Below are 16,683 nucleotides of genomic sequence, written 5' to 3'. Positions count from 1 at the left end.
AACAGACAAAAAAAGGTCGGTGTCTAAAAAACAGACACAGACGGCAAATTTGACTAAAAATTAAGCATCGGTGAAATTTTGTCTGAAAACCGGACAAATTTTCACCGATGCCTAATATTTTCTGAAAGATGTTTCCGCGCCAGGCGTAAGTTTGTGACAGAAAAGTTTTAAAAGTCGCTGATTAAATGCGTTAAGACCTTTCTTATGTAATTAGTTAAATTCTTAAAACGGTTTGAAACTGCATTTGAAAGACTTTCGGATTTATATATCAACACCGAGAAACAGTCTGACCAGATATCCTATTATAAAAGAGATGACTGCCACTCCAAGGCTGATACCAGCCATTTCAAAAAATCTCTGTCCGAAGGAAAGATCTTTCGCAACCGATATATAGAAATTAAAAACAAGTATTATAATTATCGCCACTATAATTGTAACCGCAAGACTCAGCACATAGTTGGAAAATAAAAGGTATGGAAGTACCAGGAATACGACGGTGATGATATACGTTACGCCGGTGTATATGGATGATTTAAGCGCACGGCTGCTGTCCTGTTCAGTTCTGGCAGAAAGGTATTCTGATGCTGACATGGACAGCGATGCGGCTATGCCTGTTATAAGACCGGAAAGCGCTATAAGGCGTGTATTTTTCAATGCGAAGGTAAGGCCGGCCAGGGTACCCGTGAGTTCCACCAGCGCGTCATTTAGTCCGAGAACCATGGAACCAACAAATTGCAATCTTTCTTCTTCAATTATTCCAACCAGTTCTTTTTCGTGCCTGTCTTCTTCATTTGCGATTTTTTTGAATTCCTCAATTTTTTGCCCAAGTTCCCCATACAGTTTTTCAGAATTTCTTTCCCCGCGCTCCATCAGCTTTATACCGAAAGTAATGCCGAATATAACTGAAATAAAGGTGTAGAAGTATATTTTAAAAATGTTGGGTTTTATGTCCGTTCCGGTAAATTTTTTCAGCGCATTGTGATGGTAGAGTTCATCCTGGGCGATTTGCTGAAGAATTTGGCTGTTCTGTCTGTTTTTTTTGAAAGATGATAATTTCAAATAAATATAATGTTCCGTAATTTCATTTTTTTGAGCTTTTTTAAGAGATTTTATTGTGTGAGCATCCAGACCGTAACTCAATTCAACCACTTCCTTCCGAAATAATAAGTTTTACGCAATACTGCCTGTTTCAGGTTATGATTTCGACTCTCATATAAGTATACCATAAGGCAAACAAACCATAAACCGGTTGTGCCGAAACGGCACACCGGTTTTTTCAAATGCTTATGCTTTCCTGTTTCTCCGCTGAAGCAGCTTTACAAGTTCAACAACGGGAATTACCAGAATGGCAAGAGTAAGGGCGGTTACATACTCTGCTGGGCTTATATGGGTGAAACCAAAAGCATTACGCAGAAACGGAATATATATAACGGCTGCGGTCAGAATGAAAGAAAGGAGCATTGATCCAAAGAGGTAGAAGTTATGTTTTTTTATACCGAAAATAGAGCCATATTGCGACCGCATGTTATACGAATGAAAGATTTCAGCCATTGACATTGTCAGAAATGCCATCGTCATGCCGTCATTACTGTTCGCAATTCTCCATGCGCCGTTTTCAATCCGTTCACCGATAAAATAAGCGGCAAGGGTAAGTACTGCGACCATAACCCCCTGATAGAAAATACTGAATCCCATCCCGCCCGAGAAAATGCCTTCCTTTGGGTCACGCGGTTTGCGTTTCATGATGTCGGCTTCTCCTTTTTCCATGCCAAGGGCGATGGCTGGGAGCGAATCGGTAATAAGATTAATGAAAAGTATATGGGCAGGCTTCAGAATTGTAAAGCCAAATATTGTAGCAATAAAAATGCTTATGACCTCCGAAAGGTTTGAAGAAAGCAGGAACTGTATAGCTTTGCGGATATTGTCGTATATCCGTCGGCCTTCTTCCACTGCGGCAACAATTGTGGCGAAATTGTCGTCGGCGAGTATCATGTCCGCAACGTTTTTTGTCACGTCAGTGCCGGTAATCCCCATTCCAATGCCGATGTCAGCGTTTTTTATTGAAGGGGCGTCATTCACGCCGTCGCCGGTCATGGCAGTGACATATCCCCTGCTTCGCCATGCGTTGACTATTCTTGATTTGTGTTCGGGCTTGACCCGGGCGTAAACCCCGTAATGCTCGACATTATTGACGAAGTCCTCATCGCTTATTTCATCAAGCATGGCTCCTGTGATTGCCTGGGAAGGATCGTTTATAATGCCCAGCTGCATCGCAATGGCCGTTGCTGTGTCAATATGGTCCCCGGTGATCATGACCGGGCGTATTCCGGCTGTCCGGCATTGCTCAATGGCAGCGGGAACTTCGTCGCGGACGGGGTCCATCATTCCCGCCAGTCCGATAAAGGTCAGGTCGCTTTCATCCTCAGAAGACAGAAGCGGGGGCTGTGTTTCCCATTCACGGTACGCGGCGGCGAGAACACGCAGTGCTTTGGCCGCCATGCGTTTATTTTCGGATATAAAGAATTGGCGTTTTTCCTCGGTCAACGGAAAGACACATCCGTTTTCATAATATTTTGTGCATTTCGAAATTACGACATCGGGAGCACCGGTGGTATGTTGAATAAATCCGCCCCCGGGTTTTTTGTGCAGTGTGGTCATCAGCTTGCGTTCCGAATCGAACGGTATCTCGGCAACGCGGGGGTATCTGGCTGTCAGTTCGTTTTTGGGCAGACCGATTTTTTTTGCAAAATTTACGACAGCGGCCTGTGTCGGATCACCTTCGGCATGACCCTGTTCGTTCAGTTCTGCATCCGAACACAGAGCCAGCGAAGAGGCAAGAAGTTTTTCATCGAAAGCCGAACATTCCACAACGGTCATCTTGTTCTGCGTCAGCGTTCCGGTCTTGTCGGTACAGATTATCTGCGTGCAGCCGAGGGTTTCAACGGCGGTTAGTTTCCGGATTATTGCATTGCGCTTTGCCATCTTGGTTACACCAATCGAAAGCACAATGGTGATAACAGCAACAAGGCCTTCGGGAACTGCAGCAACTGCAAGGCTGACGGCAAGCATGAATGAACTCAGCAATGTGTCCGCAAGGCCGGTACCCGGTGTTGCAGGAGAGATGAAATGGCGCAGCAGGCTAATTCCGAACATTATAACGCAAATGCCGAGTACAAGCACCGTAAGTATGCGGCTGAGCTGAGCCATTTTTTTCTGCAGAGGGGTTTCACCCTCCTGGGCTGTTGTAATTGCATTGGCTATTTTACCCATCTCAGTGTTCATGCCTGTTGCCGTAACAACCATTTTGCCACGCCCGTAAACGACCGAACTGCCCATATAAACCATGTTTACCCTGTCGCCGAGCGGAATATCGGTGCCGCTGTCTTCAAGAACGGCGTCGGTTTTCTCTACGGGTACCGATTCTCCGGTAAGCGCCGCTTCTTCAACCTTAAGACTTACGCAGCTTATAAGACGTCCGTCGGCGGGCACGGCGTCTCCAGCTTCAAGCAGTACAACGTCACCGACCACAAGTTCTTCACTTTTAATATGGACAATACGACCGTCACGCATCACTTTTGAGGTGGCAGCCGCCATTTTCTTAAGTGCGTCGATTGCCGCTTCTGCTTTACTTTCCTGAATTACGCCGAGTGCAGTATTGAGTACCACGACAAAAAGAATGATAAATACATCGGACAATGATTCTCCGGAAAGTTTGGCGGTGATTGCCGAAATAACCGCAGCGGCCATCAGTACGAGAACCATTGGATCGGAAATCTGAGCGAGAATTCGCTCTGAAAGAGTGGTTTTTTTACTTTCCTCAAGTTTATTCGGGCCATGTTTGACCAGTCTTTGTTCTGCCTCGGAGGAAGTAAGTCCGTTCGCTGTGCTTCCGGTCGCCCTAAGTACCTCGTCCTTTTCCATAAAATAATGTTTCAAAGCAGACTCCCCTTTCCTTAAAATTAGTATCCACCGCACAAGGTAAAAAAAAACGAGACCATGCGCGTTATTTCCGCGCATAAGTCTCGTTCATTTCCCGCTTTAGAGAGGCGGTAAACTCCAAGCCAGACGGATTGATTTCCGCCATGATGTTGACCTGGAGTGCGCCAACGGCGCGAACTACTCCCTTATGCATAGAAAATATTAACATACCCCTGATGCTGTGTCAATTGTTTTCGTACTTCTCTGTTATGGTAATTATAAAATGTAAAAGTACAGCGGAAAGAGGGAATGTTATGACTTTGGTATGTTATCCCAAATGCACGACCTGCCGGAAGGCAAAAAAGTGGCTGGAGGAAAAAGGTGTGGTTTTTAAGGAAAGAAACATAAAGGAAAACAGTCCCACTGTGGAGGAACTGAAAGAATGGCACAAGAAAAGCGGGCTGTCGCTTAAAAAATTTTTCAATACCAGCGGGCAACTTTACAAGGAGCTGAACCTGAAAGACAAACTGACGGCCATGAGCGAGGAAGAACTGTATAATCTTCTGGCGTCCGACGGTATGCTCGTTAAACGTCCGATTCTTGTAAGTGAAAATTTTGTTCTTGTAGGCTTTAGCGAAAAGGAGTGGGAAGCTGCATTTGAAACGGTATGACAATCCTTATGGAATTTGAATTCAGAACCCCTGTCAGATGATGTAACCTGATTCCGGCAAATGGTCGGGTCAGGATCTTTTTTTGGGCAGCCTTGACAATGTTATAACCAACGGTTATACCCTATATGTCAATAACACTCCGGTAAAATAAGTTTATGGAATAACGGCAAAAAAGGCTTTCCCGGTTTGTATGCCGGAAAAGCCTTTTTTTATAAGGTACTGAAATTTTTTAGGCGTATGGGGTAAATTATGTAAACCATTTAGCCGATAATGATGTTTGTAAAGTAAATGCGTTTTGCATTTCTTTAATTTACATTCACCGTCAACGAAAGTTGCTTGGGACTGCTCAGTTCAATATTATCTTTTCGTAATTTCCATTTTACACCAAAATAGAATGGGAGGGGTATAGTATGGTAAAATTTATCAGTTTTTACGTTAACAGAAAGAAGATGATATTATGGTAGACATAATTGGTCAGGTAGCTGAGACCGAGGAGGATACGCTGAAAAACAGATATCTTACTTTTTCACTCGGTCAGGAAACATACGGCCTGGAAGTGGAGTATGTCACTGAAATTGTAGGTTTTCAAAAAATTACCGAAATACCGGAACTTCCTGAGTATTTAAAAGGGGTAATAAACCTTAGAGGTAAAATCATTCCTGTGATGGATGTAAGATTGCGTTTTAAAAAAGAGCCGAAAGAGTATAATGACAGAACCTGTATTATAGTGATTGACATTAACGGTGCCTCTGTCGGACTGATTGTTGATGCGGTTTCAGAAGTAATTGCCATACCGGAGGAAAATCAGGCCGATCCGCCGCAACTGAACAAAGAGGTTAAAAACAAATGTATTAAAAAAATTGGAAAAGCGGGAAACGACATTAAATTGTTAATTGATTGCGAAAAACTGTTAAGCAAAGAAGAAATTTTAGAAATGAAAAAAATAATTTGACGGGCAATTTAAAAAGAAACAATTAATGTGATGTAAATGCTGGGGGGATTTTTTTATGTTTAAATGGTTTGGGAATTTAAGGATAGGTCTCAGAATCATTATAGGATTTTTCATTATTGTAGCCTTGGCCTGCATCATTGGAATTACAGGAATTGTAAATCTTAATAATGTTCAGGATTCCTATTCCCTTGATTTTAAAAGTGTTGCCAACGCATTGGAATATGTTGAAAGAATAAGTTCGCATTTCCAACAAATTAGAGTTAATATCTTTGGTTTTGTTTTATCCGCCGACTCGGAGGAAGAAAGGGAATATTATGTTAACAGAATTGCTCAGCATGTAAATACAGTAAATGAAAACATTAATTACTATTATGACATTTTAAATAGCTATGATGCCAGTGAAATTGAAACAGAATTAAAACTGCTTGGCAATGTTCAGACTGCAATAAACCAGTTCGATACGATGAGAAAACAGGTAATGGAGAAACTTAATGAAGGTTCAATTACCTCGGATGAGTTTGTTGCGTTATTTTCCAGCGGCGGGGAAGCTCATACTTTGGCAAGCAATGCCGACAGTGCCATTCAGGAACTAATTGATTACAATGTTAAATATGCGGCGGACCAGATTGCTGAAAATGAGCAGAAAGCCCAAAGTTCAGTTGGAGCAATGATAATTATACTGGTTGTCAGTGTTATATTTGCGGTTTTTATGAGCATCATAATATCCCGTGGTATATCCGGGCCCATAACCAAGGTTGTTGTTGCTGCAGGCAAGCTTGCAGAAGGGGATATGGACATAATCTTTGATATCAGTTCCAAAGATGAAACAGGAAAACTTATAAATGCTTTCAGAACTCTGGTTGAAAGTACAAGGGAACAGGCAACAATAATCGAGAGAATAGCAGACGGGGATCTTACGGTTGATGTACCAATACGGTCAAAAAAAGATTTGCTTGGCCAAAAGCTGTCTCAAATGGTGCGTAATATTAATGAACTGATAATGAATATTTCTGCAGCAGCTGAACAGGTCTCGTCAGGGGCAAAACAGATATCCGATTCCAGCATGTCACTTTCCCAGGGAGCTACCGAACAGGCAACCTCCATTGAGCAGCTTTCGGCTTCAATAGAAGAAATATCCTCGAAAACAAAGATTAATGCGGAGAATGCCGATAAAGCCAATGAATTGACCGAAAAGGCAAAAACTTACGCCGTTACCGGCAATGAGCATATGCAGGAAATGCTTAAGGCGATGGATGAGATTAACCAGGCTTCAGGCAATATAAACAAGATCATCAAGGTAATAGATGATATCGCGTTCCAGACCAATATACTGGCGCTGAATGCGGCGGTTGAAGCAGCAAGGGCCGGCCAGCACGGCAAAGGTTTTGCCGTGGTTGCCGAAGAAGTCAGAACTCTTGCGGGGCGCTCTGCAAACGCTGCCCGTGAAACAACTGCATTAATTGAGGATTCCATCAGAAAAGCCGAAACAGGAGCGAGGATTGCAAAAGAAACCGCCGACGCTTTGGAGAAGATTGTGGACGGAGTTGAATCAGTATCCAATCTTGTAAGTGAAATACAAAGGTCTTCAAATGAACAGGCTACAGCCATTGCTCAGATAAATCAGGGTATTATGCAGGTATCACAGGTGGTTCAGGAGAATTCCGCAACGTCCGAGGAAAGCGCAGCCGCAAGCGAAGAATTGTCCAGCCAGGCTGAAATGCTCAAACAGATGGTGTCGAGATTTAAACTCAGGAAAACTACAGGCGGCGGTAATTCATATGATAGGCTCAGCCCCGAAATTGTAAAAATGATTGAGCAAATGTATGAAAACCGGGAACATGAATATGAAGCTAAACCGGAAGGAGAGCAGAACCAGAAGGCAATGCTTGTAGGCGACGGTCAGTTTGGGAAATATTAATCGGAATTATATTAAGACCGGAGAAATGTATACCAATTCCTCCGGTTTTTTGCAGTCTGCGATAAATAAAATATTTTGGCATTCTATTTTTTAATCCCGCAGATAATGTTATAATTTAAAAAAACAACTACAATAAAAAATTATTTTGCCGGGCAGGGTTGAAATATAGGATGCGCATTTCCGGTTTTATTGTTTAATCGGCTATGGCGTTTTAACAAACTATAAACCAGGGAGGAAAATATATGAAAAAGCTGAAAATTGCAGACGGAATACACATGCTTACAATGAATGTGGATGACATACTTTTTGAAGGTATTTGGGAAATTGCCAACGGGGTTACTCTTAACTCGTATATAGTTCAGGGCGAAAAAACCGCGATAATTGACGGTGTCATCGGCTGGGACGGAGTTCCTGAAACCCTTTACAAGAACATGGAGGAAATAGGGGTCGACCCGAAAAGTATTGATTATCTGATTGTTAATCATATGGAACCCGATCATTCGGGCTGGATTTCAAATTTCAGAAAAATAAAGGATGATTTTACCGTAATATGTACCGAAAAGGCTGCAAGAATGGTAAAAACCTTTTATGACGAAGACAGGGTAAGAATTGTGAAGGAAGGAGATACGCTGGACCTTGGCAGAGGCAAAGTATTGAGCTTTCATCCGGTACCTAACGTTCACTGGCCCGATACTATGTATACTTATGAAAGAGATACGAAAACCCTTTTTTCCTGTGATATGTTCGGAGCTTTCGGCAGGATGAATGAGCATTGCTTTGATGATGAGCTTACTCCGGAAGAAATGGATTTTTTTGAATTTGAAGGGATAAGATATTACTCAAACGTAATGGCGACTTTTACGCCAAGTCTGAAAAAAGCGATTGAGAAGGCTAAAACATTGGATATAAGGATAATAGCCCCCGGTCATGGCCCTGTTTACAGGAAAAATCCCCAGAAAATCATGAATGACTATTACAGATTCTCCCAATATGCCGAAGGAGCAGGAAAAAATGAAGTTACCATTCTGTGGGGTTCCATGTACGGGATGACGAAAAAGGCCGTGGATTTTGCTGAAAGGGTGCTTCAGAGAGAAAAAGTAAAATATAATAAGCTGGAGATGCCGCAGGAAAGCGAAAGTGCAATGATTGCCGCCGTTTTTGAATCGGCAGGGGTCATTATCGCCGCTCCCACTTATGAATACAAGCTTTTCCCGCCTGTTGCCGCGGCTTTGAATGAGATTGGCAGGAAGCGCATTACCGGCAAGACGGCATTCAGATTCGGATCATACGGCTGGTCCGGCGGCGCGGAAAAAGAGCTTAAGGAAATAATGGAAAGAAATAATATGAAGTGGGATTTTATTGAATCCGTGGAGTTTGAGGGCGCACCACGGGAGGAAGACCTGAAAAGGATAGAAACAGGAATTTTGGAACTTTTAAAGAAAATGAAGGAAAAAGTAGTGGAATAAAAAACGAAACACGGGGACTGTTATTGGTCCCCGTGTCTGATTTAAAACAAAATTCCTTTGTTGACGAATTACAATCAAACAACCTGAAAAATATAAAACTTAAGATAACCTGTTTCAGGCACATTCCACAAAATAGGATGATCAGGCGCCTGCTGGCGGGCTTCAATCTGTCTCAGTGATACTGACGCATCCTTTGCGGCGCTTGCCAGCACTTCGCGGAATAAATCATCGGTCATGAAGTGGCTGCAACTGCACGTAGCAAGATATCCGCCACGGGGGAGCAGTTTCATGGCTTTCAGGTTAATTTCCTTATACCCGCGGGCGGCGGCCTGTACGGTATTCCGGGATTTCGTAAAAGCCGGCGGGTCAAGAATAATAAAGTCAAAGTCCTTGCATTTCCGTTCAGCCAGTCTTGTCAGAAGGTCAAAAACGTCTTCGCAGATAAAATCCATTTTCCCGTCCAGACCGTTGCGTATCGCATTTTCCCGCGCCATGTCAATGGCCTGCTGTGAAATGTCCACGCACGTTACGTGCTCAGCTCCTCCCAATGCTGCGTTAAGGCCGAAAGAACCGGTATGGGTAAAACAGTCCAGTACACGTTTGCCCTTTGCTATCCGTGCCACGGCAGCTCGGTTATATTTCTGATCCAGGAAAAATCCTGTCTTTTGCCCGTTTTCGACGTCCACCAGATATTTAATACCGTTTTCGCATATTTCGATAACCGCAGATTCAGGCAAGGGGATGCCATCAAACCTGTACCAGCCTTTATATTCCTGCAGACCTTCCTTTGTACGCAGAGCAATATCATTACGCTCAAAAATACCGGCAATGTCTTCTCCCATTTCTTTAAGCACATCCCAAAGGGCACGGTAAACAGTATCCTTTACAAGTTCCATGCCAAGGCATGTGATTTGTACTGACAGGATGCTGCCGTAGCGGTCCACTGTCAGCCCCGGCATCTGGTCAGCCTCGCCGTGGATCAGGCGGCAGCAGGAAAAGTCCCCTCCGGGCATTACGGTTTTGCGGTAACGTATTGCATACTCAACGCGGCGCCGCCAGAAACGGTCGTCAAACACATCATTGGCATTACGTGAAATGAGCCTGACGGTAATTTTGCTGTTATTATTGTAAAAACCCGTGCCAAGAAAAGCATTTCCGGCAAACACATCCACCAGTCCGCCGTTTTGGGGTTCGCCTTCTGTTTCACGGATTTCTTCCCCGTATATCCATGGATGCCCGTCTCTGACACTGCGTTCGGCTTTCTTAGATATTATTACTTTGGGATATGGTCGTATCTGTTTCACTTGTTTCACCTTTCGAAGCTTTTTTCTGCGTCATTTTAACATATTTTATCTTATGCCTTCAATACAGGCATTATCAGCTTAAAAGCCGTAATATTATGCAATATAGCATTTAAATAAAAAAGCTTTCTATGGCGAAGTTCAGTTCCCATAGAAAACTGATTATAAGAAAATGTCAAAACACATACTCAATTGTTTTTTTCAGCGGCCTCTGCAATTTCTTTTGTTTCATGAACCGTTCCGCGAGGATGTTGAGGGGGTGCGTATATGGAATAAAGTTTTAACGGCCTGTTTCCGGTATTTATTATATTATGCCACTTACCGGCAGGTATTATAATTATATAACCGTCGGATACATCCTTTTGGTAATTCAGGTTATGCTTGCTGTCGCCCATTTTTACGAGTCCGGTGCCTTCTTCGATGCGTATAAACTGGTCGACGTTAGGGTGTATTTCCAGACCGATATCTTCACCCACACCAATACTCATCAGTGTAAGCTGCATATATTTACCCGTCCATAATGCAGTGCGGAATGTATTATTTTGTTTTGTGGCCCTTTCAATATTTATAACAAATGGCTCGGGGCCGTAATCCTTTAATTCTGTTACAGGGTTATCGTGATGAGAAAAATTATGAATATGGCTGTCCCTGTCCTGCATATGGAATTCCGTTGGTTTATTTAAACTGTATCGACGATAGATAACATTTGGATTTGTTTTTTTAAAGCCAGTATAGTGCGGGTAATGGTATATCCTGCGCATAATTACCTCATTTCCTTTAAATTTCCTACATGAATAATATATGCTTTATGTAAAACAGATGTGTTTATTCTTTATTTTTTTGTGTGCAAAGTTATTTAAGAAGAGATGCAATTTGTTTATATATAAGTAATTTTCAAATAAAATTTTACGGGTCTCTTGACATTAAGGACCATAAATGGTACTTTATAATAAAAACTGCGGGGGAACTCGTTAAACGAGTTGAGAAAGGTAAGACCTGACCCTTTGAACCTGTCAGTTAACACTGGTGTAGGGAAGCAGTTTTTATCAGATTAATATTAAATGATAAATAACAGCTCTCTCCACCAGGGGGGAGTGTTTTTTTATGAAAACCGAAATACAGGAGACAAATTCTCTTAAAATTACATGTCCAGGAATCAACTCGTTTGTTTCGGCCGGCGGATAATGTATATTACCCAACAGTTCCCCTCATTATTTGATGAATTTCCCATTTAAGTAAAATTAAAATATAAGACGAAAGGAGAGTCAAGCATGATCACAAAACAGGAGATCCGGGAGCAAATCATCCGGACGGTTGAAACGGTGAAACGGACAAATCCCATGGCAGGCTCGATTACCAATATGGTAACAATTAATTTTGTTGCAAATGCACAACTTGCCGTCGGGGGCTCGGCAGCAATGGTTTATCTGCCCGAGGAAGCTGAAGCTTTGGCAAAAGCGGGCGGAGCTACATATGTGAACGTGGGAACTCTTTTGCCGGTTCATGAGCAGACTTTGCCTCATGTGGCAAGAGTGCTGTATGAATTACGTAAACCATGGGTGCTTGATCCTGTGGCGGTGGGAATTGGTTCACTCAGAAACCGGATGTTACAGCGGTTTAAAGAGTATAAACCCTCCGTAATAAGGGGCAATGCTTCTGAAATTATGGCATTGGCGGGATTATGGGAACTGGAAGGCGGCACTAAAGCTTCCAATGTTCGTGGCGTTGATTCAACAGATTCAGTAGACTCGGCAAAAGCAGCGGCCGTTGCGTTAGCCAGATGGACCGGCGGGGCCGTTGCCGTATCCGGCGAAACCGATTTAATAACCGACGGTTCGGTTATAGTTTACTCTTACGGTGGATCGCACTTTATGCAAAAAATTACCGGCGCAGGCTGTGCTTTAGGTGGAGTTATCGCGGTTTATGCAACGGCTGCATCACCTTTTATCGCCGCGCTGACGGGAACCGCGGTGTTCAATCTGGCTGCAACCCGTGCTGAAAATAAGGTCCTTGGCCCCGGAAGTTTTCAGGTCCGTTTTCTTGACGAACTTTACAAGGCAAGTCCGGAAGATATTGCCGACAATAGGTTTGATATTGAAGAGATTTAATTGTAACGATCTGGGAGGTGAAATCAGTGAGTATAAGAAAAAATTTGGATATATCCGCATACCTGGTGATAGGTCCGGAAAATACGAACGGAAGACCTGTGAAAAAAATTATTAAAGACGCAGTTGAAGCCGGGTTCACATGTATACAAATCAGATCCAAGGTTGCATCTGCCAGGGAACTTATTGAATTAACACGTGAGGCCGCGGAAGTAATAGCCCTGTTGGGAAAATCCGATAATGTGGCCCTGCTTGTGGACGACCGGCTGGACGTTGTTCTGGCTGCAAGAAAGCAGGGAATAAAAGTCGACGGTGTGCACGTGGGGCAGTCGGATATACCTGTGGACGTATGCAGGGAATATCTGGGAGAGGACTCGGTTGTCGGGCTGTCGGCAAGAACCCATGAAATGATTGAGTATATAAAAACAGCAGATGTTTCGGGAATTGATTATTTTGGAGTCGGACCGGTGCATGAAACAATGACTAAGCCTGATTGCGGGCTCGATACAGACGGAAAAATAAAAACCAGAAGTTTTGAGGAAATTGCAGAGATAGTAAGGCTCAGCAAAATTCCTGTAGTAGTGGGTGGAGGCGTGAAGGTTGCTGATATACCTCAGCTTGCGCGGACCGGAGCCGCCGGTTTCTTCGTTGTATCCGCAGTGGCCGGAGCCGATGATCCCAAACAGGCTGCCCTGGAACTTGTAAATGCGTGGAAACTCCATACCGAAGCCGGAAGGAAAAATTAATAAACCGAAAACAGGTGGGAATATGATTAAAGGGGTTATTTTTGACATAGACGGGGTAATACTGGACTCGATGCCAATTTGGAACAAAGCCGGGGAAATGTATCTGCGGAAGCTGGGGTTGCAGCCCAACCCCGGTCTTTCAAAAGCCATGGAAAGCATGAGCATGCATGAAGGAGCTAAATTTTTAAAAGAAAAATACCATCTGGATATGAATGAGGACGAAATTGTAAAAGGCATCAATAAAACCATTGAGGATTTTTACGCCTATGAAGTCAGGCTTAAAGAAGGAGTGGAGAAGTTTCTGGAAGGTCTCAAGGAGAGGAAAATAAAAATTGTGGCAGCGACATCCTGTGACAGAGAGGTTTTTGAAAAAGCACTGGTAAGGCTTAATGTAATCAGATATTTTGAGAAAATTTTTACATCCACCGAGACAGGTTCAGGCAAGACAAAACCCGATATTTTTCTTGCGGCTGCTGATTATATGGGAACACGTCCCTGCGAAACATGGGTTTTCGAAGACGCCCTGTATGCGATTAAAACGGCAAAAGACGCCGGCTTCAGAACAGTAGGGGTATATGATTATTACAACAGCGACAAATGGGATGAAATAAAAAATACCTGTGACATATGTTTTGAAAAACTGGACGATGTTAACGTCTTTCTGGAAAAAGCATTGGCATCGGAGCTTTAAGGGCAATAAACCGGAAAGGCATATTGTCAGCTGTTTTGAAATATTTTTTGAAATACATAAGGAGGGGAAGCATATGAAAACTGTTTTGACCATTGCGGGAAGCGATCCCAGCGGAGGGGCAGGAATTCAGGCGGATATTAAAACAATGACAGCAAACGGCGTTTATGCAATGAGCGCAATTACCGCACTTACTGCCGGTAATACGACCGGAGTATCGGGTATTATGGAAGTAACGCCGGAATTTTTGGGAATGCAGTTGGACAGCATATTCACCGATATATACCCGGACGCCGTAAAAATCGGCATGGTTTCGTCTGCGCCGTTGATCGAAGTCATAGCTGAAAAGCTGAAATATTACAATGCAAGAAATATTGTCGTCGATCCGGTAATGGTTTGTACCAGCGGATCTAAAGTTCTTAAGGATGACGCAATAGAGCCTTTGATGAACAAATTGTTTCCGCTGGCGGTGGTAATAACGCCGAACATTCCCGAAGCGTCCATTTTGTCCGGGATATCTATTGAAAATAAGGAAGATATGATTATAGCCGCCGAAATTATCAGCAAACGGTTCGGTTTAGCGGTCCTCTGCAAGGGTGGATACAGTGGGAACCACGCCGATGATTTGTTGTACTGTGATAACAGGTACAAATGGTTCAGGGGAGAGAGGATTAACAATAAGAACACCCACGGAACAGGATGCACTTTGTCCAGCGCCATAGCCTGCGGCCTTGCCAAAGGGATGGATCTGGAAACGGCAATACAGTCTGCAAAGGACTACGTAACAGGCGCGCTGAAATCAATGCTAAAGTTGGGCAAAGGCAACGGGCCTATAGACCATATGTGGAATATATGTAAATAGAAAATCACCGGGTTTGAAGTCAGGAATTGCCGTATCGGACTGTGTGGAAAAAACTGGCTGGAGAAGGGTAATGTCAGATATTTAAAACAATAACTCTGAAATAAGCATTTTCTGTTATTTAGAGGCTTATTCAAATTATACATATAAGGAGATGGAGACATGAAAACGGTTCTGACTGTTGCAGGAAGCGATCCCAGCGGAGGAGCAGGAATTCAGGCGGATATTAAAACAATGACGGCAAACGGCATTTATGCGATGAGTGCGATCACCGCGCTTACGGCACAGAATACAACCGGAGTATCGGGTATTATGGAAGTAACGCCGGAATTTTTGGGAATGCAGTTGGACAGCATATTCACTGATATATACCCGGACGCCGTAAAAATCGGCATGGTTTCGTCTGCGCCGTTAATTGAAATCATAGCTGAAAAGCTGAAATATTACAATGCAAGAAATATTGTCGTCGATCCGGTGATGGTTTCCACCAGCGGTTCTAAACTTCTTCAGGACAATGCGATTGAAGCCCTGAGAAGCAAATTGTTCCCCATGGCAGTGGTAATAACGCCGAACATTCCCGAAGCGTCCATTTTGTCCGGGATATCTATTGAAAATAGGGAAGATATGATTAAAGCCGCCGAAATTATCGGTAAACAGTTCGGCTGTGCTGTTCTCTGCAAGGGTGGGCACAGCGTAAACGACGCCGATGATTTGTTGTACTGTGATAACAGGTACAAATGGTTCAGGGGAGAGAGGATTAACAATAAGAACACCCACGGAACGGGATGTACTTTGTCCAGCGCCATAGCCTGCGGCCTTGCCAAAGGGATGGATCTGGAAACGGCAATACAGTCTGCAAAGGACTACGTAACAGGCGCGCTGAAATCAATGCTTAAGCTGGGCAAAGGCAACGGGCCTATAGACCATATGTGGAATATTTGTAAAAATAATATATAACTCTGAGCCATGGGTTGACGCATGAATTCAGGGCATTGTTGAAAATAGTGTGCATATGTAACTGATTGCCGGAGCTTCGGCAAAACTCACTGAAGGGAGACGCTCCGGCAGTTGTTTTTTTATGCTGAGAATTTTTGAAATGGTACAATTCCACACATACATATCAAGTATTTACTATTTGTAATTCTGTCCCTGATACATTCCGTGTTTTATCATGTAACTGTGCAGCCTGTTCAGAACATGACGTTTGTTGATGGTCCATTTTGGCGCGGCAAGGTTTTCACGGTTGCCGTCGCCTGTTACCCTGTGAACGACCATTTCCTGCGGCAGCCGGGTTATAGCTTCCGCCACCCATTTAACATAGGTTTCTTCATCGAGCAGGGGAAAGGGCTTTTCCTGGTATTCCTTATAAAGAAGACTGTCTTTAAGTATATGGAGCATTGACAGTTTGACGCCGCTTACCGGCTGATTTGCGGTATATTCAACCGTGGCCATAAAATCGTCGTAAGTTTCCCCCATCAGCCCCACTATCAGATGGACTATTACCTGAATGCCCGCCTTATTTAAGCGCGCAACGGCATTTTCAAAAACCGGCAGTTCGTATCCCCTGTGAAAGAGGTCTGCGGTTTTCTGATGGATTGTCTGAAGGCCAAGTTCAACCCATATCGGCTTGGATTCAGACAGACGGGACAGCTCTTTTATCATTTCGTCCTCAAGGCAATCAGGCCTTGTACCTATTGAAAGCCCTACAATTCTTCCATCTGCAAGAATTTCTTCATAAACAGGCACAAGTTGCTCCACCGGACCATAAGTGTTTGAAAAGGACTGCAAATATGCGATATATTTGTCGGAAACGGTTTTAGAGGCCACCATCCGGATTGCTTCATTAATTTTTTCAGGGATACTCAAAGGCCCCGCTATTGCAAAGTCACCCGAACCCCTTGAAGAACAAAAGGTACAGCCACCAGTACCCTTCGTGCCATCCCTTGTAGGACAGGTGCAGCCGATATCCAGCGAGATCTTATAGGTTTTTTCGCCGAAGATTTCCCTGAAATATTGATTTGCGGAATAATACGGTTTCTGATCGGGCCAGAGTTTCATG

At 43.5% G+C, this 16,683-nt stretch carries 14 protein-coding genes and 1 riboswitch; of the genes, 9 read left to right on the top strand and 5 right to left on the bottom strand.

What is annotated here, in order from left to right:
- Positions 1–261: 261 nt before the first annotated feature.
- The gene (locus tag CST_RS08670) at positions 262–1,149 is read right to left on the bottom strand and encodes a VIT1/CCC1 transporter family protein (protein ID WP_237266319.1); all 888 of its coding nucleotides are present in this window, start codon (positions 1,147–1,149) and stop codon (positions 262–264) included.
- 135 nt (positions 1,150–1,284) lie between these two features.
- The gene (locus CST_RS08665) at positions 1,285–3,936 is read right to left on the bottom strand and encodes a calcium-translocating P-type ATPase, PMCA-type (RefSeq protein WP_015359507.1); all 2,652 of its coding nucleotides are present in this window, start codon (positions 3,934–3,936) and stop codon (positions 1,285–1,287) included.
- A 296-nt stretch (positions 3,937–4,232) separates the two neighbouring features.
- Between CST_RS08665 and CST_RS08660 the strand changes: the two genes are divergently transcribed.
- From CST_RS08660 to CST_RS08645, 4 genes are all read left to right on the top strand, one after another.
- Positions 4,233–4,589, top strand: a complete 357-nt coding sequence (locus tag CST_RS08660; protein WP_015359506.1) for an arsenate reductase family protein — start codon at positions 4,233–4,235, stop codon at positions 4,587–4,589.
- A gap of 457 nt (positions 4,590–5,046) precedes the next feature.
- On the top strand, positions 5,047–5,541 hold the full coding sequence (locus tag CST_RS08655; RefSeq protein ID WP_015359505.1) for a chemotaxis protein CheW: 495 nt from the start codon (positions 5,047–5,049) through the stop codon (positions 5,539–5,541).
- A gap of 55 nt (positions 5,542–5,596) precedes the next feature.
- Complete coding sequence (locus CST_RS08650; protein WP_015359504.1) at positions 5,597–7,459, top strand: methyl-accepting chemotaxis protein; 1,863 nt, start codon at positions 5,597–5,599, stop codon at positions 7,457–7,459.
- A 242-nt stretch (positions 7,460–7,701) separates the two neighbouring features.
- The gene (locus CST_RS08645; RefSeq protein WP_015359503.1) at positions 7,702–8,925 is read left to right on the top strand and encodes an FprA family A-type flavoprotein; all 1,224 of its coding nucleotides are present in this window, start codon (positions 7,702–7,704) and stop codon (positions 8,923–8,925) included.
- Positions 8,926–8,999: 74 nt separating this feature from the next.
- Here the strand turns inward: CST_RS08645 and CST_RS08640 are convergent, their stop codons facing one another.
- Both CST_RS08640 and CST_RS08635 read right to left on the bottom strand, forming a co-directional pair.
- Positions 9,000–10,229: a class I SAM-dependent rRNA methyltransferase gene (locus CST_RS08640; RefSeq protein ID WP_015359502.1), complete on the bottom strand. Its 1,230-nt coding sequence runs from the start codon at positions 10,227–10,229 to the stop codon at positions 9,000–9,002.
- 185 nt (positions 10,230–10,414) lie between these two features.
- A complete protein-coding gene (locus CST_RS08635) occupies positions 10,415–10,987 on the bottom strand; it encodes a cupin domain-containing protein (protein ID WP_015359500.1) in 573 nt (190 codons plus the stop codon).
- Positions 10,988–11,176: 189 nt separating this feature from the next.
- Positions 11,177–11,279, top strand: a riboswitch (TPP riboswitch).
- A 218-nt stretch (positions 11,280–11,497) separates the two neighbouring features.
- Between CST_RS08635 and thiM the strand changes: the two genes are divergently transcribed.
- From thiM to thiD (CST_RS08610), 5 genes are all read left to right on the top strand, one after another.
- Positions 11,498–12,334: a hydroxyethylthiazole kinase gene (thiM, locus tag CST_RS08630; protein WP_015359499.1), complete on the top strand. Its 837-nt coding sequence runs from the start codon at positions 11,498–11,500 to the stop codon at positions 12,332–12,334.
- A 26-nt stretch (positions 12,335–12,360) separates the two neighbouring features.
- Positions 12,361–13,077 carry a thiamine phosphate synthase gene (locus CST_RS08625; protein ID WP_015359498.1) on the top strand — a complete coding sequence of 239 codons (717 nt, stop codon included), beginning with the start codon at positions 12,361–12,363 and terminating at the stop codon, positions 13,075–13,077.
- Between the two features lie 22 nt (positions 13,078–13,099).
- Complete coding sequence (locus tag CST_RS08620; protein WP_015359497.1) at positions 13,100–13,768, top strand: HAD family hydrolase; 669 nt, start codon at positions 13,100–13,102, stop codon at positions 13,766–13,768.
- Between the two features lie 73 nt (positions 13,769–13,841).
- Complete coding sequence (gene thiD / locus CST_RS08615) at positions 13,842–14,627, top strand: bifunctional hydroxymethylpyrimidine kinase/phosphomethylpyrimidine kinase (protein ID WP_015359496.1); 786 nt, start codon at positions 13,842–13,844, stop codon at positions 14,625–14,627.
- Positions 14,628–14,786: 159 nt separating this feature from the next.
- Entirely contained in the window at positions 14,787–15,581 is a 795-nt protein-coding gene (gene thiD, locus CST_RS08610; protein WP_015359495.1) for a bifunctional hydroxymethylpyrimidine kinase/phosphomethylpyrimidine kinase, read from the top strand.
- Positions 15,582–15,755: 174 nt separating this feature from the next.
- On the opposite strand, the gene mnmL is transcribed toward thiD (CST_RS08610), so the two are convergent.
- Positions 15,756–16,682 (bottom strand): tRNA modification radical SAM protein MnmL/YtqA, encoded by a 927-nt coding sequence (mnmL, locus tag CST_RS08605; protein ID WP_015359493.1) that lies wholly within the window; start codon positions 16,680–16,682, stop codon positions 15,756–15,758.
- Position 16,683: the final 1 nt, after the last annotated feature.

This window comes from Thermoclostridium stercorarium subsp. stercorarium DSM 8532 (assembly GCF_000331995.1).
Lineage (GTDB): Bacteria > Bacillota > Clostridia > DSM-8532 > DSM-8532 > Thermoclostridium > Thermoclostridium stercorarium.
Note: the sequence above shows the minus strand (reverse complement) of the source record. Positions and strands in the feature narration are given on the sequence as shown.